We start from the raw sequence: 24768 nt of genomic DNA on the forward strand, positions 1-24768 counted from the left end.
CTTCCGGGGACTTCATGCCGGCCTCTCCGCTCATCCTGGCCTCCTCTGGAGAAGGTCCGTCAAGCGCTCCGCCAGGGTCCGGACCCGAGGCTCGGACAGGATCGACTGATGGGATCCATCCAGGTCCACCACCTCCATCGAGGTGTGCCGCTTCCACCCCGCCAGTCGCTGTTCGCGCACCTCCGGCGCCTGCTCTCGCGCGCAAAAGTAGACCGTGCGAACCGCGCGGACGTCGGACGGTGCGTACGTCATCCGGTAGTTGCTCTCGAACACCGAGAGCCAGCCTCGCACTTGCTGCAGGTCCGTGTTCGCAGGCAGCAGCTTGGCTGCCTCCATCATCTGCTTGAAGCGAACCAGGCGCTCCTCTGCAGAGAGGGGTCGCAAGGCCTCCGGGTCCAGACGCATCTCTCGCCCGGCCATGAAGCCCAGAATCGCCGCCATCTCACTCAGCGCTCCCGCCTGGTCCGTCGTCGGCTTCTCCTCGTCCGTGGCGCAAGGAGGACCGGAATCGAAGATCGCCAGGAGCCCCACGTCGTCTCCTGCCCGACGAAGCTGTTGCGCCATCTCGAAGGCCACCTGCCCACCGAACGAGTGGCCCCCCAGGTGATAAGGCCCCTCGGGCTGCACCTGCTTCACCCTCTGGATGTACGCGGCTGCCATCGCCTCGACCGTCGTATGAGGCGTGGCGCGCCCATCCATGCCGACCGCCTGCAGCCCGTAGAATGGCTGGTCCGGTCCCAGAGCCCGCGCCAGGTGATGCAGGTACAGAACGTTTCCGCCGAGGCCCGGCGCACAGAAGAAGGGCGCGCGGGCCCCCTTCGGCTGGATCGGGACCAGCGGCGACGCTTGCTCCTGGGCTCCCTCGACCTCCAGGCTCGAAGCCAGCGTCTCGATCGTCGGGTGGGCGAAGAGCGCCGACAGGGGTAGATGCTGGCCGAACACCTGGTGAATCCGCGCCATCAGGTGCACGGCGACGAGCGAGTGCCCCCCGATTTCGAAGAAATTGTCGTGAATCCCCACCGCGTGCCGATCCAGCAGCTCCTGCCAGAGCTGCACCATCCGCCGCTCGATCTCGTTCCGCGGCACGGAGAACCCCTCGACGGTTTCGGACACCGGAGCCGGCAACACGCGGACATCGACCTTCCCGTTCGGCGTCACCGGGATCGCGTCCAGGCTGACGAAGGCGGACGGCACCAGCGCTGCCGGGAGTCGCTGCGCCAGGTAGTGGCGTAGCTCTTTCGTGTCGAGCGACGCGCCCTGGTGGAGGACCACGTAAGCGACGAGCCGCTTTTCTCCTTGCCGGGCGGAGACCACGACCACGCTCCCACGCACGTGGGGGTGCCGATCCAGCAGCGCCTTGATCTCCTCGGGCTGGACGCGGACGCCGTTGATTTTGACCTCGTTGTCGACGCGCCCCAGGATGTCGATGGTCCCGTCAGGGCGGTAACGCGCACGATCCCCTGTGCGGTACAGCAGATCCCGCGGGTCCTCGCGCTCGGGGTTGGGGACGAAGCGGCGATCGTCTGGACCGGGGTTCACATAGCCGAGCGTGCGGAAGGGCGTGCGGAGAACGATCTCCCCTGGTTCACCGATGCCGCACAGCTTCCCGTCGGGGCGCAGCACGAACGCTTGCGTCTGCGGCAGGGGCGAGCCGATGGGCTGAATGCCGTGGTTCGGCGGCTCGGGCACCACGTAGAAGCACTTCGCCATGGTCGTCTCGGAGGGGCCGTAGAAATTGGCCACCACCGTGGCGGGAAAGACCTTGCGCCACGCCGTCACCAGCGTGTCGGTCAGCGGCTCGCCCAGGAACAGCGTCCAGCGCAGTGACGGACAGGTGTAGCCCTCCGGCGCGTGCTGTAGCCACGCGAGGGCCAGCGAGGGCACCGGGTGCGCCAGGGTGATGCGCTCACGGGCGAGCCACGCCAGGAAGCCCGCCCCCTCCAGCTCTAGCCCCCGCGGCGGCAGACAGAGCGTCGCGCCGCTCGTCGGCGCGAGGAAGACGTCACGCAGGGTGAGATCGAACGAGAGCCCGGCGTAGTTCGCGCACCGCTCCGAAGGGCCGATCTCGAATGTCGTCCGCTGCCAGGCGAGGAAATGAGCGAGCCCCCGGTGGACCCCCAGGATGCCTTTGGGTTCGCCAGTCGTGCCCGAGGTGAACATGATGTAGGCCGGATCCTCCTCGCGGAGTTCGGGGAAGGAGTGTGCCTCGGCGAGCGCGACCTCGAGCCGCCCGCTCTGCGCATCCACCTCGAAGACTCGCCGCCCCTCCGCGGGTGCACGCTCTCCTCCGGCCTCTCCGTCGGCGTCCACCACCTCCAGCACGAACTTCGCTTCGCCGACCCGCAGCATCGCCTCGCGGCGCAACCGCGGCAGGTTGTCGGCCAGCGGGAGCAGGACGCCGCCGCACAGAAGGACGCCGAACAGGCTCGCCACGGTCCCGAAGCTGCGGGAACCGTGCACGGCGACCACGTCCCCTTTTCGCAGCCCCTGGGCGAGCAGGCCGCGCGCGATCCCCTCCACGGAGCGCCACAGCTCGGCATAGGAGTACCCTCGCCCGGCCCACTCGACGGCCGTGTGCTCGGGCGTCCTCTCGGCCCATTCCCGGAGACGCTCCGTGATCGGCGCATGAGACGGGACATCCAGCACCGTGCGCAGGTCCGGGAGAAGCCTGCGCGACGCCTCGGTCACCAGCGAGTACGCACCCAGCACCTGGTCGGGTGAAGCCACCACCTGCGCGAACAAGCCCACGAACGCGTCGAGCAAGGCCTCCATGCGGCCCGCACCGAACAGCGCGCGCTGGTAGACCAGCTCCAGGTCCAGCGCGTCCTCGGCCTCGGAGACATAGAGCGTCAGAGCGCGCAGGGCATCCGGCTCGGTGTTCACGGGCGCCGAGATCCTGAGCTGGGAAGACGCCACCGCGGCGGCCGGCGTGTTCACGTAGTTGAGCATCACCTCGAAGACGGGATCGCGCCCTGGCCGCCGATCGGGCTGGATGGCCTCGACCACCTTCTCGAAGGGCGCCTCCTGATGCGCGAAAGCATCCAGCGTCCCCTTGCGCACGCGCCGGAGCAGCTCCCGGAACGTGGGATTCCCCGACAGGTCGGTGCGCAACGCGAGGACGTTCAGAAAGAGTCCGATCATCCCCTCGGTCTCGGGCTGGTTGCGTCCGATGCTCGGCGTTCCGAGGATCAGATCTTCCTGGCCAGTCAGCCGGTGAAGGAGGAGCTTGAACGCCGCGAGCGTCACCATGAACGGGGTGCAGCCCTCCTCGCGCGCGAGCGCTCGGAGTGCGTCGGTCACCTCACGCGCCACACGGCCCGTGACCTGCCCCCCGCGATGATCTTGCGCCGTGGGCGGCTGAGCGTCGAACGGCAGCTCCAGGAGCGGCAGCGGCTTCTGGAGTGCGCGCTTCCAGAAGTCGAGCGCGCGGCCCACGTCGAGCCCCCGCTGCCATGCGGCGAAATCCCCGTACTGCAGCGGCAGCGGCGGCAAGGGCGACGGCTCGCCTGCCACGAAGGCGGTGTAGATCGCGGACAGCTCTCGGGTGAGAATCGTCATCGACCACGCATCGGAGACGATGTGATGCACCGTGAAGAGCAGCATGTGCTCCTCCGCGGCGAGCCGCAGCAACACGACCCGGAGCATCACATCGCGGCTCAGATCGAAGGGGCGATGCGCCTCCTCACGCATCCGGCGCGATGCTTCCTCGCCCTGCTCGGAAGCCGGAAGCGCCTGGAGATCCACCACGGAAAAGGGCGCGCGCACCCCCGTGTGGATCACCTGGTGCAGCTCCCCTTCCGTCATCTGGAAGGTCGTGCGCAGCGACTCGTGCCGGACGACGATCTCCTGGATCGCCCGCTCCAGTGCGCCCGTGTCCAGCGGGCCCTCGAGCTTCAGCCGCCCGGGCATGTTGTACGCGGCACCGCTGCCGAGCCGATCCAGAAACCAGAAGCGCTGCTGCTCGAACGACAGCGGCATCCTGTCGCGCGCCATGATCCGTCGCATCGCTACCGTCGCGCCCGGAGAGCTTCCTTCCCGACCGCCTGCGGCACGCAGGAACGCCAGGATCTCTGGCTTGCGTTCCGCCAGCGCCTTCGCCAGCTCCGGCGTCAGGACACCCCGCGGCGCTTTGCAGCGAAGCTGGTCGCCTTCCTCCCACAGCCTGACGCCTCGTTGATCGAGGTCGGATAGAAACTCCCGGAGCGTACTCATCGACGGTGCCCTCTCCTCGTCACTCGGGTGCCACGGCCCAGTGGAGGCCATCGCCCGAGGCCACCAGGCCGTTCGGCACGAGGGGTCGCTCCTTGGGCCGCCGCTCCCCCATCAGCGCCAGGAGCTGGAGCTGAGCGACTTCGCTCGTGAAGCCCTGCATGAACTTGTCGGCGTCGAATTTCACCGGATCCGGTCGGTGCGCCGCAGCGGGCCGCGGAGCGGCAGAAGCCTTCTCCTCTGCCCCTGGGCCGGCGACGACATCCGCAAAGTACGCACCGAAGCCTTGCCGGTCGGCGAAGAACCTGTCGGCCCCCCCTTCGAACAGCGGCTCGTCGGCCTCGCTGATCCCCGCCACGAGACGGACGAAGGCGTCGTTGTCCCGCTCCTCGGTGTTCAGGATCTTGCGGGCCGACCAGAAGTACGACGACTCATCCTGGTTCATGTCGTAGAAGGCGATGAGGAACTGGTAAAACTTGCCGAACTCGCGGCGGTACCGGAACTCGTATTCCTCGAAGCACTCCTCCTCGGTCATCAGCTCGTCGTCGAGCAAGCTGGTGTTGATGGAGCGCGCGGCGAGCATCGCCGAGTACGTGGCCAGGTGGACGCCCGAGGAGAACACCGGGTCGATGAAGCAGGCCGCGTCGCCGACGAGGACGACCCCCGGCGCCCAGAAGCGCGTGTTGCAGTACGAGTAGTCCTTGCGGATCCGGTACTCGCCGTAGATCCCCTCTGTGACCCGAGTCGCGGTCGACAGGTAGTCACGGATGATCGGGCACTCGTCGATGTAGGAGCGCATGGCCTCGTCCGCGCTCTCGCGGATGCGCCCCGCGGCATCCTTCGCGACCACGGCCCCGACGCTCGTCAGCGTGTCGGAGAGGGGGATGTACCAGAACCACCCGCTCGGGAAGGCAGCACAGAGGATGTTTCCCGAGTTCGGCGCGGGCAGCCGCTTGCCATGCTCGTAGTACCCGTAGAGCGCGACGTTCTGGAAGAACTTCGAGAACACTCGCTGACCCACGGTCGGCGCCACATGGCTCTTGTGACCCGACGTGTCTGCGACGTAGCGCGCGCTCGCCGTGCGCTCCTTGCCTTCTGCGTCACGGAACCGCACACCGACCACGCGCTCGCCCTCGTACAGCATCCCCAGGGTCTCGTGCCCCTCGCGCACGTCGACCCCTTTGCGCCGCGCGTTGCGGAGCAGGATGTCGTCGAACTTCGCGCGCTCGACCTGGTACGCGTGACCGTAGGGGTCATTGGCCTGCTTGGTGAACCGAAACGTCCACGGGTCGGCGCTCTTGCCCCAGCGGAACGTCCCGCCGTTCTTCCGCGGGAAGCCGGAGCGCTCGATCTCCTCCTTCACACCAAGCAGTGAGCAGATGCCGTGGATCGTCGCCGGCAAGAGCGACTCGCCGATCTGGTGCCGCGGGAACCGCTCCTTCTCCAGGAGCAGGACGCGATGCCCTGCCATGGCGACGAACGACGCCACGGTCGACCCAGCAGGTCCACCGCCCAGAACGATGACATCGAAGGCCTCATCCATTGAACCGCCGCTCATGATTTCCCGCTCTCCCGCTTCCTTCTCGGATACCTACCGACACCCGCCGGTAGTCCTTGAACCCTGTGACGCCTGCCGTTTACGACAGGTCGGTGACGACCAGCTCGCGCCGGTTTCGCTTCGCACTGCTCTTCGGCCTCGCCATGACCGAGATGATGCCCATCGCGCTCATCTCCCAGGCGCTGCCGCTGTTCTTGCGGCGGAGTGGCGCGTCCCTCCAGGCCATCGGCCTCATCTCCCTGGTCCTGCTCCCGCGCGCGCTGAAGGTCTTCTGGGCGCCCTTCGTCGACCGTATCGGTGCCAGCTCGCGCTTCGGCCGCTACCGCCTCTGGCTGCTTTGCCTGCACGGCCTCCTGGTCGTCTCGCTCGCCCTCGGCGCCTTCACCGACGTCGAGGCGTGGCTCACCACCAAGCTCACCTTCGGCATCCCGGCGCTGCTGTGGCTCTCGATCCTCTCCGCGACTGCGGACACGGCTTCGCACGCCCTTGCCGTGAACCTGCTCGCCCCCGACGAGCGAGGCAGCGGCAACGGCGTCCAGACGGCGGGCATGATGCTCGGAAGCCTCGTCGGCGGCGGCGCCCTCGTGATGCTCGTCGAGCAGACCAGCTGGAAGCTCGCGCTCCTCTTGATGGCCGGCGCCATCCTGCTGCCTCTCCCGGCCGTGCTGCTCTACCAGGAGCCTCCGCTCGCCAGCGCCCAGCACGTCACGGCCCGAGAGATCTTCGCCTTCTTCAAGCGCCCTCGCCTCGGCCGCTGGCTTCTCTTCCTCGGCCTGATGGCCATCGGCCCCTCCACCATCGACATCTGCCTGCCCAGCCTCCTCGTGGACCGTGGCTACGCCCTCTCGGAGATCGGCCTGGTCATGGGCGTCATCACCAGCCTCGCTGGCGCCGCTGGAGGCGCCTTCGGCGGCGTCCTCATCAAGCACCTCGGACGCGAGCGCGCCTTCTACGCCCTCACCCTGCTCTGCAGCGCTTGCCTCGCATCCACGCTTCTCACCCGCATGGCCCCTGGCCGTGCGCTCCTCTACGCCGGCCTCGCCCTCCCCTACTTCGGCGTCGTGGCCCGCGCTCCACTCCTCTACGCCATGATCATGGACCGCAGCCGCGGCCACGTCGCCAGCTCCGACTACACCGTGCAGTTCACCCTGGTGCAGATCTCCGGCTTCCTCGGCCTGGGCCTCGGCGGCGTCATCGCCGAGCAGCTCGGCATGACCGCCGCCTTCGTCACCGCCCCCTTGCTGACGCTCGGCACCCTCGTCGCGGCGAAGTACCTCGTCGCCCCTCAGGACTTCCAGCCCGATCCCGAGACAGCCACCTCTGACGCGGATACGGCGCTGTCTCGTGGCAGCAGCGCGCTGACCCCGGCAGATTCCTGAGTGGCCGGGCCGATCTCGCACGATCGGACGGATCAGCGCATCCGGGAGCCCAGCCCCACAGGCCTCCGCCCTCTCCGCTCGCGCTTCTCGCCCGACGTCCACCACGCTGCCCTCACCCCTCCTGCTTCGCTGCTTGCGACGCCCGGAAAGGACACACCCGGAGCGACATGATCCCTCCGAGGTTCGGGTTCGGATCCCAGAGCGGCACGAACGTCGTATCGGTGTGCAGCTCCGGAAACGTCTCCAGCAAGAGCTCCAGCGCGATCTGGATCTCCAGCCGCGCAAGCTTCGCTCCCGGACAATAGTGCGACCCGAATCCGAACGACACGTGCCGCGTCGTCGCGCGATCAGGGTCGAAGGCATCGGGTTGCGCGAACACCTCCGGGTCGCGGTTCGCCGCCTCCAGGAACAGCATCACCTTCTCCCCCTCGTAGATCAGGTGATCGCCAGGGAACTGCTCCGACAGATCGATGTCCTCGGTGGCGCAGCGCAGGAGGTAGCGGGTCGGCGTGACCACCCGCAGGAGCTCCTCCGCTGCCCGCTTGCAGAACGTCGCATCTTCCCGGTGCAGGCGCCCCCAGCGCGCCCAGTCCCGCAGGAGCACCGGGAGCCCGTTGCTCAGCACCTTGCGCGTCGTCACCCGCCCGGCGCCGAAGATCATCATGCAGTTGATGATCAGCTCGTCGTCGTCGACGAAGAGCGACCCCTCCTGGAGGAAGGCGCTGAACAGATCCCCCTCTGGCGCCTCCCGCTTGGCCGCGAGGATCTCCCGGAAGCGCGCTCCGAGCCGGTTGATGTGCTGCAAGTCGACCCTCAGGTAGCCGCTCACCGCGTCCCCGTGCGCGTCGGACCACACCGCCAGCTTCCGCAGGTGCTCCTCGTCATCCATCGGCAGCCCCAGGAGCTGCGACACCACGAGGAGCGACAGGGGCTCCGCGAAGTCTTTCACCAGATCGAAGGACGCGTGCCCGCGCACCCGTGACAGGATCGCCTGCACCATCGCCGTGATGTTCGCGGGCGCCTCCTTCCCCATCCGCCCGAGCACCCGCAGGATCACGTTCTGCACCCTGCGGTGCGCATCGCCGTCGGAGAAGATCACCCCCTTCTCGATCGCGTCCCGCAGGAACGACGACGCCCCCGGCTCAGGAGACGCCGCATTCTCGAAGCGCACGTCCGATGAGAACCTCTGATCCGACAGGATGGCCGTCGTCGCCGCATGCCCCGTGACCAGCCAGAACTGGCTCGTCGGATCGTAGGAGATGCAGTCATGGGACCGCAGCGCCGCGTAGGCGGGGTGCGGATCACGGTACGCTCGCACCAGGGCCGAGAAGCTGAACTGGGACTGCGCGTCCTCGCTCATCGCTGCGATCCCTCCCCCCGTCGTCCGTCAGCCGTCCAGTTCATAGCAACCCCATCTCGATGTCGTCCTCGGCCCCGGCCTCGGCCGTCACGCCAGGCCCGCCCTGCAACGCCTGGAGCGCCACGCCGGTGTCGAAGCGTGCCGCAAGCCCCGCGACCGTCGGCGCCTCGAACAGGTCCCGCAGCGCCAGGTCCATCCCGAAGACCTCCCGCGCCCGACCGAGCAGCCGGGTACCGACCAGCGAGTCACCTCCCAGCTCGAAGAAGTTGTCGTCGACACCGACGGTCTCGATCCCGAGCAGATCCTGAACCAGCGACGCGAGCCGCTGCTCCGTGACGCTCCGGGCCGACACATAGGCCACACCGAGCACCGGCCGCCCATGCCGCGCCTTCTGCGCGGACACCCCCGGCTTCGGTGCAGGGGTCGCCTCCCCGGGTGCAGGACGCGCTCGCAGGAGCGCCACGAGGTCCTCGCTGGACACCGCCACCTGAGGCACGTCTGCCGACCGGAGCGCGCGGTTCTCCAGGATCCGCAGGAAGGCATCGCGCCCCTCCCGCTCGGTCATCCCGGAGAGCGCCTCACCCGTCACCGCCTCGTGCAAGGCCTCCACCGCCCTCGCCATGCCGAGCTGCTTCCAGCGGTACCAGTCGATGGCGATGACCCTCGTTCTCCCCTCATCCGCACGCGCATGGGCGAAGCCGTCGAGGAACGCATTCGCCGCCGTGTAGTCGATGCTCCCGAACGCGCCGACCACCGTCACCAGCGCCGAGCACAGCACCAGGAAGTCCGGCGGCGCCTCCGCGAGCAGCTCGGCCAGGATCAGCGTCCCCTCCACCTTGGGGGCGAGCGTCCGCGCGACCCCCTCGGGCGTCGCCCGCAGCATCACACCGCCACCGGGTACCCCAGCCGCGTGGATCACGCCGTGGATCACGCCGAACTTCGCTTTCGCCACCGCGAGCGCCGCCTCCATGGACGACCGGCTGCACACGTCGGCGGCGAGCGTCATCACCTCCGACCCGAGCTGCTCGATGGCGAGCACCCCCTGGATCTTGCCCAGCAGCGCCGCGTCCGCGGTCTCGTCGGCCAGGGCACGCTCCCACGTCGCCCGCGCTGGCAGGGCCGTACGACCCAGCAGCACCAGCTTCACCCGAGCGCGCTCGGCCAGCGCCGTCGCGAGCGAGAGACCCACGCCGCCGAGCCCCCCGGTGACGAGGTAAACGCCGCCCTCTCGAAGCACCCCCGATGCTCCTGCGGGCCCTTCCTCCGCGAGGTGGATGCTCTCCTGCGTCGGCAGCCAGCGCTGGCGGCCTCGGTACGCCACGAGGGGCTCGCTCCCGTCTCCCGCGAGTTCCGCGCAGAGCTTCCGCACGAGGCTCTCCCCTTCTGCAGGGTGCCCCGACACCTCGACCTCCACCGCCCGGCATCGGAGCGCCGGGAACTCGAACGGCACCGTCTGTAGCCACCCGAGCAGCGTCGATCTCTCCGGGCGCAACACCTCGCCGCCCGTGATGCGGTACAGCCCGCTGCTCAGCGCGGTCACCCGCACCTGGTCGACCCAGCCCAGTCGATCGAGCGCCTGGGTCAAGAACAGCAGGCTGTGCAGACCGCGCGCCAGCGCCTCCTCGACGGCCCCTGCCGCCCCGAGCGCGCCTCTCTCCGCACCGCCCACACTCAGGCCGTGCACGATGACGTCTGGCGCCCCTGCGCTCGCCGCTCCCCCCCCGACCCGCCGAAGGAGGTCCACGTAGTCCTCGGGTCGCCGCGGATCGAACCTCATCTCGCCAGCCGACGCGCGCCCGGACGCCAGGCTGGAACGGGCGACCGTGACCGCGTGCCCCTGCCGCTGCAGCGCCGCCCCCAGGGCATCGAGCAGCGGCTCATCGTCCACGAGCAGCAGGAACCTGAGCGCCTTCACCGCCTCGCTCACCACCGCCGTCCCCCCCGCGACTGGCACCGACTGCTTCCAGCCCGGCACGTAGAACCAGTCCGCGAGCGCGTTTCGCTGCGGCACCTCGGTCTGGGCTCCCGGGCGCGGTCCCCCCTCTGCACGCACCTCTCCGGGCGCGGGCGCATCGATCCAGAACCGCTGCCGCTCGAACGGGTAGCTCGGCAGCGCCACCCGACGCCGCACTTCCCCCGCGTGAAAAGCCGCCCAGTCGACCTCTCCCCCGCACGACCAGAGAGCGCCGATGGCCCCGAGGAGGACCGCCTCATCCGCCTGGTTGCCGAGCGCATGGCGGACCGTGGTCAACACCACCTGCTCCCCGAGGGCGGGATGCTGTCGCGCGAACGTGGCGAGCGTATGACCGGGGCCCACCTCCAGCAACACGTGGGCTCCATCCCCGAACAGCGTCGAGAGGCTCTCGGCGAACCGCACTGGCTGACGCAGGTGCTGCACCCAGTACTCCGGATCCATGGCCTGAGCGTCCGTCATCCACGTGCCGGTGACGTTCGAGAGAAGCGGCACCTCGGGCGTCGAGAGCCGGATGGTCCTCACGATCTGCCGGAACGGCTCCAGGATGGGCTCGACGCTCGGCGAGTGCGCCGCCACGTCGACGTGCAAACGCCGGCAGGTGTGTCCCTCCGCCTCGAGCTGCGCCGAGAGCGCATCGAGCGCGGCCCCGTCGCCCGTGATCGTGCACGTCGACGGCGTGTTGATGGCGGCCACGGACAGCGCTCCGCCGAGCCGCGGACGCACCACGCTCTCCGGGAGGGGCACGGACAGCATGGCGCCACCTCCGGGCAGCGTCTCGAAGAGCTGACCACGCCGCACCACGAGCTGGAGCGCGTCCTCCAGGCTGAACACCCCGGCGAGGCACGCTGCCACGTACTCGCCCAGGCTGTGTCCCAGCATCGCCTGAGGTGTGATCCCCCAGGAGCGGAGCAAGCTGGCCAGCGCGTACTCCACGGTGAACAGGCTCGCGAACCCCATCAACGGGCGCCTCAGGTGCGTCGCATCGCCCTCCCCTTCCCCGAGCAGCACCACCCCCAGTTCGATCCGCGCAAGGCCACGCACGATCTCCGCGCACCGATCGAACGCCTCCCGGAACACGGGGTACGTCGCATGAAGCCCCCGCGCCATCCGCGGGTACTGCGCCCCTCCGCCCGGGAACAAGAACACCACCGAGCGCCTCGCCGAAGCGACCGCGCCCGCTCCCCCCCGCAGCGCACGCACCGCCTCCTCATGGCTCTGGCAGACCACCGCCCGCCGGACCCCGAGCGGCTCTCGGCCCACGTGAAGTGTGTAGGCCACGTCCGCGAGCGCCTGCGCCTCGTCTCCCTCCAGATGCTCGACCAGCCGCTGCCCCACCCGCCCGAGCGCATCCTCGCTCCTCGCCGAGAGGGTGAGCAGCTGGAACGCATGGCTGGACTCCGAGGCCGACGCTGACGCCGGCAGCACGGGCGCCTCCTCCACCACCACGTGCGCGTTCGTCCCCCCGATCCCGAACGCGCTGACGCCCGCCCTCCGCGGCGCCCCGTCCGTGTCCCAGGCCTCCAGCCTCGTGTTCACGCGGAACGGGCTGTTCTTCAGATCGATCTGCGGGTTCGGCACCTGGAAGCGAGGCGACGGCGGCACCTGCCCGTGCCGCAGCATCAGCACCGCCTTGATCAACCCCCCCACCCCGGCCGCCGCATCCATGTGCCCCAGGTTGTTCTTCAGCGCCCCCAGCGTGCAGACCTGCTTCGCCTGCGTCCCCTCGCGGAACACCCGCGAAAGCGCGGCCACCTCGATGGGATCCCCGAGCGGCGTCGCCGTCCCGTGAGCCTCCACGTGGGAGATCGTTTCGACCCCGACCCCGGCCACGGCCAGCGCCTCGCGGATGACCCGCGCCTGCCCCTCCACACTGGGCGCGGTGAAACCCACCTTGCTCGCCCCGTCGTTGTTGATCGCCGACCCCAGGATCACCGCCTGGATCGGGTCCCGATCCTCGATCGCTGCGTCCAGGCGCTTCAGGACCACCACGCCCACCCCGCTGCCGGCCACCGTCCCTCGCGCCCCCGCGTCGAACGCGCACGCGCGCCCGTCGGGCGAGAAGATCATGTCCTTCTGGTACAGGTAGCCCGACACCTGCGGCACGCGGATGGATGCGCCGCCAGCCAGCGCCACGTCGCACTCGCTCTCCAGGAGTGCCTGGCACGCCATGTGGACGGCGACGAGCGACGTGGAGCACGCGGTCTGCACGTTCACGCTCGGCCCCCGCAGGTCCAGCTTGTACGCCACCCGCGTCGCCAGGAAGTCCTTCTCGTTGTGCAAGAACAGGTGATAGGCCCCGTGCTTGCGCAGCAGCTCCTCGTTCGGCAACAGGTGGTGGAGCAGGTACGCGCTCGACGACACCCCGGCGAACACCCCCACCCGCCCTCGGTGGGCCTTCGCCCCGTACCCCGCGACCTCCAGCGCCTCTGCCGCGCACTCCAGGAAGAGGCGCTGCTGGGGATCGAGCAGCTCTGCCTCCCGCGGCGTGAAGCCGAAGAACCCCGCATCGAACGACGCCACGTCCTCGATGATGCGGTTCACCGGCACGTAGTCCGGGTGATCGATCAGCGCCGGATCGTGCCCTGCGGCGAGCAGCTCCTCCCGGGAGAATCGGGTGATCGCCTCGTGCCCCGCGCACAGGTTACGCCACAGCGCCGCTGGGTCGTCGGCCCCGGGCACGCGGCAGGACATCCCCAGCACCGCGATGCCGCTCGCCGGAAGCTCTCCCTCGAAGAAGTCGTTCATCGCGTCCTTCTCGCCCTCGCCCGCCGCCGCCCTACTCGCTGGTCCCGCGCCGCGCTTGCCTGCGCTGCTCCCGCGCCGCCAGCCGCTGCCGCTTGATCTCCTCGGCCGACGCCCCCGGGCCGAGCGGCGCGACCGCAGCAGCGCCACCGGCCACCGCTGCCCCCGGCGAACGCCGTGCCCCGCTCGCTCCTGAGACGGCCTGCCGCTTGCGCAGGTGCTGCGCCAGCGCCCGCACCGTCGGGTGCTCGAACAGCTCCACGATGTCCAGCGTCTCCGAGCGGCTCTCCTGCAGCTTGTTGAGCACGATCATGAGCAGCAGCGAGTGCCCGCCCAGATCGAAGAAGTTGTCGTCGGAGCCCACCTCCGGGATCTGGAGCACCTCCTTCCAGATGCTGGCGATCTCGCGCTCCAGCGCGTCCTGCGGAGCGATCGCCTTCCGGCCCTCGCCACGCGCCTCGGGATCCGGGAGCGCGCGCCGATCGATCTTGCCGGCCGGCGTCACCGGCAGCGCCGGAAGCTCCACGATCGCCGCGGGGATCATGTAGTCCGGCAGCTTCTGCCGAAGGAACACGCGCAGCTCCTGGGACAGCGCCTCTGGCGCGCCGCCTCCCACAGAGTTCTGCGACGCCCTCGCAAAAGCGGTCTCCGCCGTCCCCTTCGCCGTGTCGGTCGCAGCCTCGCGCGAGATGCCGAGGTTCTCTTCATGACGCTCGAAGAGACGACGATGAAACGCCGACGCCTTGTAGTTCGTCTCGAACTGGGGGAACCCGTACGAGAACATCACCTCGGTCCCGTCCTTCCGCACGAGCTTCCCGCGCACCAGGAAATCCGGGTGCAGCCCGTCTCGGCTCAGCATCCGCGCGCAGACGGCGCGGATCACGTCCCCCGCCTCCACCTCCACCGGCTGATCGAACACCGGCAGGAACACCGGCAGGTGGCTGTGCTCCCCCTCCAGCACGTCCAGCGTCACGCCCGACGTGAACGTGACGTGGGAGCCCAGCAGGAAGCCATCCATGCGGCCTTCCTTTTCGATGCGCACCACGATCTCGTGCTCCTCGGTCAGCGGAACCTCCGCCGAGAAATCGAGATCCTCGAACACCGCGGTGCCCGAGAGCACCCCCTCGCGCGGCAGCTTGCTCACGCACAGCCGTAGGTCGAACGGATGCCCCACGTGATCGAAGATCTTCTGCACGTAGTGCCTCCCGGTCTCGCTGAAGCGGGGTGCGGCGCGCAGCGCCTCGGGCAGCGACACCGCCACGATCCGCGTCGTGGTCCGCTCCGGGAGCATGACACCGGAAGGGCGCAGCAGGTGACGGGCCCCGTTGAGGATGGCAGCCGCCCCCTCCGCTCCGCCGATGGATCCGAACAGCGCCGAGACGCACACGTCCGCAGGCTCCGGCAACCTCACCGTCCGCACGTCCCCACAGATCACCTCCACCACCCCGTCGAGCCCGAGGCGCTTCACGTGCTCCACCGCCGAGCGGTGCGCCTTCGCGTCCAGCTCGATCGCGTAGACCTTCCTCGCGCCCGCCTGCGCGCAGAGGATGGCGAGGGGAGCCTGGGGCCCGGTCCCCACCTCGACGACCACCCGCCCCGGCACCACCTTCTCGATGGACGCCTTGTACTGCGCCATGCGTCGCTCATCGGCGATCATCGCGTGGTAGAGCAGATCGTCCAGGATGGGGAACTCGAACGTCGACGGCCACAGCTCGCACACCGAGGCCACGGCCCGCCGCTCGTTCCGCTCCCGCGTCACGTAGGCCACGAGCTGCTTGCCAGCGCCCGCCGCCTCTCGCACCACGACCACGCTGTCCTGCACCCCCGGGTGTTCGTTCAGCACCGCGCGGATCTCCTCCGGCTCGATACGGAAACCACGCAGCTTCACCTGCTCGTCCAGCCGACCGAGGAAGTCGATCCGCCCATCCGACCGGAAGCGCGCCCGATCCCCCGTGCGGTACAGGCGCCCCGAACCGAAGGGATTCTCGACGAACTTCTCCACCGACAGCGCTGGCTGGTTCAGGTAGCCCTGGGCCACGCCGAGCCCCCCGATGCACAGCTCTCCGGGCGTCCCCACCGGCACGGGCGCGAGCCGGCGATCGAGCACGTAGACCTCCACCCCTGCCATCGGCCGCCCGATGGACAGCACCGCCTCCGTGGCCTCCTCTGCCGTCACCTCTGCAAGGCTCGCGCAGACCGTCGCTTCGGTGGGCCCGTACGCATTGAAGAACCGGCGCCCCTTTCCCCAGCGCGCCGCCAGTGCAGGCGGACAGGCCTCCCCCGCCGAGATCAAGGTCACCAGTGCCGGCAGCTCTGCGTCCGGCAGGACCGCGAGCAACGACGGAGGCAGCGTCACGTGCGAGATCGCGTGCTCCTTCAGCAGCTCGAGGAGCGCCGTGGCCGAGGGCGGCCCACCCCGATCCACCAGGTAGAGCGCCGCCCCGCTGCACAGCGCCATGAGCAACTCCGAGATCGACGCATCGAAGTTCGGTGACGCGAACTGGAGCACCCGGCTGGATGCGGTCACCCCGAACGCTTCGCTCTGCGCCATCGCCAGATTCGGCAAGCCGCGGTGCGGCACGAGCACCCCGCGCGGCCTGCCCGTCGAGCCCGAGGTATAGATCACGTACGCGAGATCCTCGGCGCCCACCGTCCGCTCCAGCCCCCCCTGCGGCAACGCCGCCAGCGCTTCCCGCTCGGCGTCCAGCCGCACCACCCGCCCCGCGTACGCCGGCAGGCTTCCCGCCAGCGCCTCCACCGTCAGTACGAGCCGTGGCGCCGCGTCCTCCAGCATGAACTGGAGCCGATCGTGCGGGTACGTGGGATCCAGCGGCACGTACACGCCCCCCGCCCCGAGGATCCCCAGGAAGGCCACCACCAGATCGGACGATCGCGGCAGGAACACCCCCACCCGCGCTCCTGGCACGACCCCCAGCGCGCGCAGGTGGCGCGCAAGTTTCCGGGCCCGCGCCTGCAGCTCCCGGTAGCTCAGGACCTCGCTCGTCCCGGCCTCGCTCCCCTGGCCTCCGATCGCCACCACCGCCGTCGCGTCTGGCGTACGCGCCGCCTGGGCCTCGAACAGCTCGTGCGCGAGGCGCTCTCCCGCCACGACCGCCGCCCCCCGGTCCGCACGCCCGAATCGGGCCAGAATCTCCGCCCGCTCCTTCGCCGACAGCGGCGAGAACGACAGGCAGCTCGCCTCCGGAGCGCTCGCCATCGCCGCGAGCGTGCGCTGGTAATGCGCCGCAATCTGCGCCACCTGCGCGGGCGGGATCTCGGCCGTGTCGTGAACCAGGTTCACCGTGAGCTTCCCCGTCAGCGGATCCAGGCTGAAGATCACCGCCAGCAGGTAGTTGTGTCGCTCGAACACCTTCACGCCGACGAGCTCCAGCCCCTCGATGGCTGCCGTCGCCGTCAGCGCGTGGAAGTGCACGAAGTTGAAGCCGGTCTCGAAGACCCGCTCCCCTCCGGAAAGCTTCTGGATCTCCGACAGCGGATAGCGTCGGAACGGCAGCAGCGCGCACTCCGCCTCGAACGCCTGGCGCGCCAGCGTCGACCACGAGACGTCGCGGATCGGGAGCCGGAAGGGCACCGTGTTCAGGAACAGACCGAGCACCCGCTCGCCCCCCTCGTCTTCCACGCGCCCGTTCGTGACCAGCCCCGTCTGGCTGTCGTCCTGGTTCGCCAGCCCCGCGAGCACCCGCATGTGCGCCGCCAGCAGCGCGCTCTTCAGGGGCACCCCCGCCGCCCGCGCGAGGTCTCGGAGCCCTTCGCACACCGCGTCCGGGATCGACACACTCGCCATGCCCGCCGAGGCGTCCTTGACCCGAGCCGTGGAGGGCCAGCGCGGCAGCGAGAGCAGCGTCATGTCGGCGAGCTGCTGCTGCCAGTGCTGACGATCTTCGGCGCGTTGCGTCGCCCGCCGCTCCAGCGCCACGAAGTCCCTGTACCGCTGCGCGTGCTCCACCGGAAGCGCGAGAACGAGGCCATCACGCCGCGCCGCGTAGCGCTCCAGCAGCTCGGCCAGGAACAGGGCGTTGCTCCACCCATCGAAGATCGCGTGGTGGAACGACACCGACAGATCGAAGTCCGCTGCCCCCCGGCGGTGAATCCGCACCCGCAGGAGCGGCGGCTTCTCCGCCTCGAACCCGCGCCCCTTCTCCACCTCGAACCAGCCGGAGATCGCCTGGTCCTGCGCCTCCGGCGGCAGCGCCGAGAGATCTTCCACATCGAAGACGGCCGGCGCCGCCCGATGAACGAGCTGCAGCGGCTCCGAGAACCCGGTGAGCGCGATTCCCGTGCGCAGGATCGGGTGCGCCGCGACCACATCGCCGAGCGCAGCGCCGAAGGCTGCCTCGTCGAACACCGTGCGCAGGTGGTAGCTGAACAGGTCGTGGTACACGCCCTCGGCGGTGTTCAGGCTGCTGTGAAAGAACATCCCGAGCTGCAGCGCCGCCAGCGGATAGGCGTCCTCCACGCCGTCCGGGATCCGGGCCCGGTCCTCCGGCGACAGCAGCGCGAACGCCTCGGTCCTCGGCGCCGTCTGCGCGGCCCCGCCCGAGACGCGCAAAAGCTCGTGGATCGTCGGGTGCTTGAAGAGCTGCTGCAGCGTGAAGTCGAGTCCCCCCTGCCGCGCCCGTGACAGCACCCGGAGGCTCAGGATCGAGTCACCTCCCAGGTCGAAGAAGCTGTCGTGGATCCCCACCGGGCCGCGCCCCAGCACATCCGCCCAGATCTCCGAGAGCAGCGCCTCCTGGGGCGTCTGCGGCGGCACGAACGTCGCTCGCGCAGCGGCCTTCGGCGCGACCTGCGCGCGCCCGAGAAGCGCCCGCCGGTCCAGCTTCCCGTTCTCTCCGAGCGGTAGCGTCTCCAGGAAGTCGAACGACGCCGGCACCATGTACTCGGGCAACCGCGCGAGCAGGTGCGCGCGCAGCTCGGCGGCGGACGGCGCCTTTCCTGCCGGGACCACGTACGCCGTCAGGAACCGATGCCCGTTGGCCCCATCCTGCACCAGCACGGCTGCCGCGCGGACCCCGGGATGCCCGGCGAGCGTCGCCTCGATCTCGCCCAGCTCGATGCGGAAGCCACGGATCTTGATCTGATCGTCGATGCGGCCCAGGTACTCGATCTCGCCACCTGGCAAGCGCCTCGCGAGATCACCGCTGCGGTACAGCCGCCCCGCCCCTCGGGCATCGCTCGCCACCTCTCCGGACGCTCCAGCGAGCCCGCGAATCGACGCTCGCGGCAGGAACCGCGCCTCGGTCAACATCGGCCGGTCCAGGTAGCCACGGCTCACGCCCGCCCCGCCCACGTACAGCTCTCCGGGCACCCCGATCGGCGACAGCTCCTGGTGCGCATCCAGGACGTGCAGCTCCAGATCGGGGATCGGCGTGCCGATCACGCTCCGCGCTTGCTCGGCGTCCGCAGCGGTGAGCGGCCGGTACGTCACATGGACGGTGGTCTCGGTGATCCCGTACATGTTCACGAGCTGCGGCTTCTCGTCTCCGTGCCGCGCGAACCACGGCCTCAGCATCGTCGGATCCAGCGCTTCCCCGCCGAAGATCACGGTCCGCAGGGCGAGCCCTTGCCCGCTGGCCGCGGCGTCCGCATCGATCAGCCCCCGGAACGCCGAGGGGGTCTGGTTCAGCACCGTCACCCCTTCCTGGCGCAGCAGCGCGTGGAAGGCCTCCGGGCTCCGGCTCTCCGCGTGCGGCACCACGAGAAGCCGCCCTCCGTGGAGCCACGCCCCCCAGATCTCCCACACCGAGAAGTCGAAGGCGTACGAGTGGAACAGCGTCCACACATCGTCCGGACCGAAGCCGAACCATGCCGCGGTCGCGTCGAACAGCCGCGTCACGTTCCCGTGGGTGACCTGCACCCCCTTGGGCCGCCCCGTCGAGCCCGACGTGTAGATGACGTAGGCGAGACTGTCCGGCGTCACGCCGGCCGCTGGAGCGCCCTCGCCCCCAGGCACGTGTCCTTCGGCCCCATCGCCCTCGGGCGCCGCTGCGGCGTCCACGAACACCCGCGGCACGTCCGCAGGCAAGAGCCCGGCGAGATCCGCCTGCGTGAGCACCACCGAGACCCTCGCGTCCGAGACCATGTACTGGAGCCGCTCGGCCGGGTAACTCGCGTCGAGCGGCACGTAGGCCCCGCCCGCCTTGAGCACTGCGAGCAGCGCCACGCACAGCTCCAGCGAACGCGCGAGGCACACCCCAACCAGCACCTCTGGCCCGACCCCCAGAGACCGCAGCCGTCGCGCGACCTGTTCGGCCCGCGCGTCGAGCGCCCGGTACGTCAGCGACTCCCCTTCAAACGTCACCGCGGAAGCCTCGGGCCGTGCCGCCACCTGAGCTGCGAAACGCGCGGTGAGCGTCGCTGCCGGGAACGACGCCATCGCCACGTTCCCCTCGCGCAGGATCTCCGCCCGCTCGTCCGGTGACAGCAGCGCCACCTGCGTGAGCGGCACATCCCAGGCGCCGTTCGTCTCCGCGAGGCTCCGCAACAGGTGCTGAAAATGCGACGCCATCCGCTCCACGTGCGCGCGTGAGAACCGGTCCGTGCTGAAGGAGATCATCCCCTCGACGCCCGCCGGAAGCGTCTCCAGGGACATCGTCAGGTCGAACTTCGCCGTCTCCGGCACCGACCCGTCCGGACAGAGCTTCACGACGTCGAAGCGCGCGCCTCCCGCAGCGATCTCCCCCTTCTGCGTCGTCTGGAACACGAACGCTGCCTGGATCAGCGGATCCACCCCGGCGACGCTCGCCACGGAAGCGAGCTTCACCACCTCGTCGTAAGGCAGCCGCTGATGCGTCAGCGCCTCCCGCACCCGCTCCCTCTGCTCACGGAGAAGGCTGCGGAACGTCGTCTCACCCCCGATCACGCCTCGTAGCGCCACCGTCTCTGCGAAGTAGCCGATCGGCTCCCGCGCTTCGTCCGTGGCGCGGTTGGCCATGAGCGTCCCCAGGGCGAAGTCCGCCTGCCCCGTGGTCCGGTGCAAGAGCGCTCGCCACGCGCTCATCAGCACCACGAAGAGCGAGCACGCCTCGGTCTCCCGCAACCGATGAAGCCCCGCCACCACCTCGGCAGGGATCGAAAGCTCCACCCGCTCCCCGCGCGTGCTGCGCGCCGCGGGCGCCGGGAAATCGGCGGGCAGCTCCAGCACCGGCGTGCCAGAGAGCCTCTCCTTCCAGTACGCCCGGGCGTCATCCGCCGCCGCGGAGCCGAGCCAGGCGCGCTCCTCTTGCACGAAATCCCGATAGTGCATCCGGGGCTTCCCGGGCGCCGCTTCACCCGCCGAAGACGCCGCATAGCTCTGGGCCAGATCCCGCAACAAGACCGGCGCCGACCAGCCATCGAAGATCAGATGATGCGACCGCAGCGAGAGCACGTGCTCCGTTGCACTCGTTCGGTGGATCGCCGCTCGCAGCAGCGGCGCCCCCATGAGCGGCAACGGCGCCCGACGCTCCTCCGCCATCCAGCGCGCGAGCACCGCACGAGGATCTGCCCCCAGATCCGCCCGCACGGGCCCAAGGTCGAGCGCGAACGAGGGCAGCACCTCCTGGAGCACCTGCCCGTTCCTCTCCACGAACACCGTCCGCAAGGGCTCGTGCCGCTCGATGCAGGCACCGAGCGCGGCCCGCAGCGCAGCCACATCGAGATCTCCCTCGATCCGGATCCCGAAGAACACCTCGTACGCCGAAGCATCCTGGTGCTGCTGCTCGAGAAACCAGAGACGGAGCTGTGCGTGCGATAGCGGGAGGCGCTGTGCGACTTCTTGCCCGGCGTTCATTGGATGGTCTTTTCCTGCAAGTCAGACTGCACGTGCGTTGTTGCGAGGTCGCAGCATCCCTCGACCGAGAGGCGCTCGGGCGAGCAATTCGCCGAGATCGGTCACGACCATGCGTCGGTGGGTCGATCGATCCATGCTGATCTCCCGAGTCGATCAAATGATCGATCCGCCGACCGATCGGAGCCGTCATCCTGAAACGGCGAGACACCGTGCCCTGCGCGAATGCGCCTGGTACTCCAACCATGCGTCTCTTGCAACCGAGGCGCACACGCCGAGAGTGTCGACGACAGCGCATTCTCCCAGCGCTGTGGTGGGAAAACATCGACCCCCGCGCGCAGCGTCCGTCGACACGGCGATCCAGCAGAGAGGATTCGTTCCGTCGCAGCCTCGACGCAAGCGCATCGCACGCGGAAGGTCCCCCCATCGTCGTGCCTCCGCCGACGCATCGCCATCGAGCGCGCCCTCTGTGTTCAGCGCGCGCGCCCCCGCTCAGTCGTCCTCCGACTCGTTCGGCGGACTGCGATCGATGTGAACGTGGTTCGCTCGGCCGAACGCCGGATCGAACCTGTCGGGCACACCATCGGCGTTGGTGTCCGGATCAGCCGGAGATGGCACGGGCACAGCTTCGTTCCGGGGATAGAGCGGCGTGGCGTTGCGCTCCAGGAGCACGGAATTGTGGGGCGTCGCCAGCGCCGCGTTGTAGAGCTCCAGGTAGGCAGCGCGGTGCTGCACCGTGCCCTGCGTCCCGTTCGAGGTCCCGCTCGGCTGGAGATCCACGGCGCCACCATGCTGATGGTTGCTGTTGGCAGCCGTGCTGTTGACCGCGCGGTTGCGCCGCGGGTTTCGCCACCCGCTCGAGATCCGGACCGCACCTGCGCAGTTCGCGCGGACCTCCTGGGCCAGCGCGGTCATGGCCGAATCGAGGACGAGGTTGTAGTTGCCACGGAGGGCAGGATCGCTCGCTTCGACGATGCGGTTCCGGTACGGCACGTGAAGCCTGAACCCGTCACGCCAGGTCCGGTAGTCGACATACTCCTGCCGGATGATGTCGCGCTCGTCCTGCACCACCGTCTCCTCGACCTCCTGCGTGTGACCGTTGTGCGTCACCGTGGCCTTGATGCGGTACTGGATGCCGCTGTTGGGACGCCGGTAGCCGATGAGGATGGGGGTGCTCGTGTCCGTCGTCTGGTTTGGATCCCGGGGGTGCTCCGTGCGCTGCCGCTCGGTGACGACGGGCGTGTAGTCGAAGCGGTTGCCCGAGCCCGTGCTGGGATCCACCGTGCCGCTGTAGGCCCCGACGGGGGTCACCTCCCACGTCGCGACGGCCCCCTCGGGCTCTGCCACGCGGACGCTCAGCACACGCCCCTGCCCGACGAGGAAGATGAACCGCTCGCGCGGCACCCACTCCTGGTCCGAATACTTCGGCATGGCGGTATAGCGGCTCCGGTGCTCCAGACGGAGGACGAACGGGCACGTGGAACAAGCACCATCGGCTTGCTCCGTGCCGAGCTGGCCATCGGCGGCCGTGCCGGCATCTGACATCGTCCTGGAGAAGCTCTGCGTGTTCTGCCCGGGGAGGCTCGTGCCTTCCGTGAACCCGCCCGGGGTCCCCGACGTGTTCGGGTCGAACAGCTGCGCAGACCCCAGCGCGGGCGCCGTCAGCTCCGGCCGCTGAGCGATGCCGGTCGGGTTCATCAAGTCACGGATTCCCATGCCGACTCCTCGCGTGCTCCGACGCGTCGTACGTGCGGTCCAGCACAGAGTGCGCCTGGTGCGACACGCAGAACGACGAATCGTTCACTGTGACTGCGACTGCACCAGCGCTCCTCACGTCCTTCCGACCCTCCACGTCCCGCAAAGGGATGTGACCTTACAGGATGAAACGAAGCTGTACCCATCTCGCCACGCCGTCGCAGTGGGTTCCTGGTGAGCACGGACCAGGCCCGCGACCCATGAGACGCAGTGCATCAGCATCACCGAGAGGGCATGGAAGGGAGCTTCTCCGGGTCCGGGTGCCCTGATAAAGTCGCGCGGATAGGAGCTTTCGTGGGGAATGTCTCGCTTGCTGCACCGGGCAGGGTCGTCGGGGGACGATACCGCCTGGTGCGCCAGATTGGAGCCGGCGGGATGGGGGCCGTCTGGCTCGCTGACCACGTGCAGCTCGGGTCCGAGGTCGCCATCAAGTTCATGGCGACGGATGCCGCGACGTCGAGCGCTGCGCGGGCGAGGTTCGAGCGCGAGGCCCGGACCTCCGCGAAGCTCAGCCACCCGAACATCGTCCATGTGCAGGATTACGGCATCACCGGAGACCAGCAGTACCTGGTCATGGAGCGCCTCGTCGGTGAAGACCTGGGCGAGCGGCTGAAGCGCGAGGGGAAGATCCCGCTCGGCGAACTCTCGGTGCTCGCCATCCAGATCGGGCGGGGCTTGCGGCGGATCCACGACGCGGGGCTCGTGCACCGCGACCTCAAGCCGTCGAACATCTTTCTCGTGACCGGCGAGGACGGCGAGAGCCTGGTCAAGCTCCTGGACCTCGGGATCGTCAAATCCGTGATCGTGTCGACCGGCGAGGGCACCAACACGGGGGAGAGCACGCGCACCGGAGAGATCGTCGGGTCCCCTCACTACATGAGCCCGGAGCAGGTGCAGGGGAGAAAGTCGCTCGGGATCCAGAGCGATCTCTGGTCGTTCGGGGTGGTGCTCTTCCGGGCCATGACGGGGCAGATGCCGTTCAAGGGCGAGGGGATCGGCTCGCTCATCGCCGCCATCCTGACCTCCCCGCTCCCCTCCCCCTCCTCGCTCGCGCCAGAGCTGCCCGCGGACATCGATCGCTTCTTCCAGCGCGCCCTCGCGCGAGAGCCCGAGCAGCGCTTCCAGTCGGCGCGAGACCTCGTGGATGCCCTGCTGGAGATGCTGGGCACGCGCCCATCGGCCGTGTCGATGCCGTTCCTCGTGGCTCCGACGCCGTCGTCACCACGCGGTCCCCTCTCGCCAGGAGCGCCTTCCTCCCCACCTCGCGGTCCCCTCTCGCCAGGAGCGCCTTCCTCCCCGCGAGGCGCCGTGCCGCCTGCGCCCCCGCGTCGCCCACCGGTCCCATCGCCCTCCTCCCCGCACAGCCCCGTGATGCCGGCGGCCCCGGGAACGCCCAGCGCACCCGGTGTGCCGTCGGCGCCTGCGCTCCTCGTGTCACCGAGACCGCCGTCGGAGCCCGGCCAGCCCGTGGAGGGACCGGCAGCCGCTCAACCGCTGACCGACACCCTGGTGAGCCTGTTCAACAGGACCGGGGCCCCCGTCCAGCCGCAGCGCAAGGCGATGCTCATCGGGACCTCCATGGGCGCCGCTGGCCTCACGGTGCTGGGGCTCGTGTGGATGCTGTCCCACCGAGCCCCGCCCGACGCCGCGCCGGGAGACGCGGCGCCATCGCCCACGGTGTCCGAAGAGGCGCGTGCGCAGGACCCAGCGCCTCCGCCCCAGGCCTCGTCGATCGTCGCCGAGGTCGCCACGGCATCCGCGGCGGTGACGGCGCTCGCCACGGCGGATCCCGCGAGCGCCGAGCCCCCGGACGCGGAGCCGACGCCCACGGCCTCCCCCACGGCGCACGAGGCCTCGCGCCCCGATGCGAAGCCGCCAGCGGCCACGGGGACGACCGAGCGGCAAACCACCCAGCGCACCGGCACCCCGGCGACGACCAGCGAGCCCGAAGGGCCGCTTCGGCCACCGCGCGTGAAGCGGCGGCTCGGTTTCTGAGGACGC

The 24768-nt window shown here is 69.6% G+C and carries 8 protein-coding genes; 2 read left to right on the forward strand and 6 right to left on the reverse strand.

From position 1 onward, the window contains the following. Nucleotides 1–30 precede the first annotated feature (30 nt). Together CMC5_RS26505 and CMC5_RS26510 are read right to left on the reverse strand one after the other, a co-directional pair. Nucleotides 31–4212, reverse strand: coding sequence for a non-ribosomal peptide synthetase (locus CMC5_RS26505; RefSeq protein ID WP_050433032.1), 4182 nt, complete (start codon nt 4210–4212; stop codon nt 31–33). Nucleotides 4213–4231: 19 nt separating this feature from the next. After that, the gene (locus CMC5_RS26510; protein WP_063796351.1) at nt 4232–5767 is read right to left on the reverse strand and encodes a tryptophan 7-halogenase; all 1536 of its coding nucleotides are present in this window, start codon (nt 5765–5767) and stop codon (nt 4232–4234) included. Between the two features lie 92 nt (nt 5768–5859). Here CMC5_RS26510 and CMC5_RS26515 point away from each other — a divergent pair, with 92 nt between their 5' ends. Beyond that, the gene (locus CMC5_RS26515; protein WP_156338877.1) at nt 5860–7146 is read left to right on the forward strand and encodes an MFS transporter; all 1287 of its coding nucleotides are present in this window, start codon (nt 5860–5862) and stop codon (nt 7144–7146) included. Between the two features lie 112 nt (nt 7147–7258). Here the strand turns inward: CMC5_RS26515 and CMC5_RS26520 are convergent, their stop codons facing one another. The 4 genes from CMC5_RS26520 to CMC5_RS26530 all read right to left on the reverse strand — a co-directional run bounded on the left by CMC5_RS26520 (nt 7259) and on the right by CMC5_RS26530 (nt 22728). Further along, complete coding sequence (locus CMC5_RS26520) at nt 7259–8506, reverse strand: cytochrome P450 (protein WP_050433035.1); 1248 nt, start codon at nt 8504–8506, stop codon at nt 7259–7261. A gap of 40 nt (nt 8507–8546) precedes the next feature. Next, nucleotides 8547–13226 carry a type I polyketide synthase gene (locus CMC5_RS43050; protein WP_156338878.1) on the reverse strand — a complete coding sequence of 1560 codons (4680 nt, stop codon included), beginning with the start codon at nt 13224–13226 and terminating at the stop codon, nt 8547–8549. A 31-nt stretch (nt 13227–13257) separates the two neighbouring features. Next, a complete protein-coding gene (locus tag CMC5_RS26525) occupies nt 13258–21015 on the reverse strand; it encodes a non-ribosomal peptide synthetase (protein ID WP_050433036.1) in 7758 nt (2585 codons plus the stop codon). Nucleotides 21016–21504: 489 nt separating this feature from the next. Then, nucleotides 21505–22728, reverse strand: a complete 1224-nt coding sequence (locus CMC5_RS26530; RefSeq protein ID WP_050433037.1) for a D-Ala-D-Ala carboxypeptidase family metallohydrolase — start codon at nt 22726–22728, stop codon at nt 21505–21507. A 390-nt stretch (nt 22729–23118) separates the two neighbouring features. On the opposite strand from CMC5_RS26530, the gene CMC5_RS26535 reads away from it, so the two are divergent. Further along, nucleotides 23119–24762 (forward strand): serine/threonine-protein kinase, encoded by a 1644-nt coding sequence (locus tag CMC5_RS26535; protein WP_169796659.1) that lies wholly within the window; start codon nt 23119–23121, stop codon nt 24760–24762. Nucleotides 24763–24768: the final 6 nt, after the last annotated feature.

It is taken from the genome of Chondromyces crocatus, assembly GCF_001189295.1.
GTDB lineage: Bacteria > Myxococcota_A > Polyangia > Polyangiales > Polyangiaceae > Chondromyces > Chondromyces crocatus.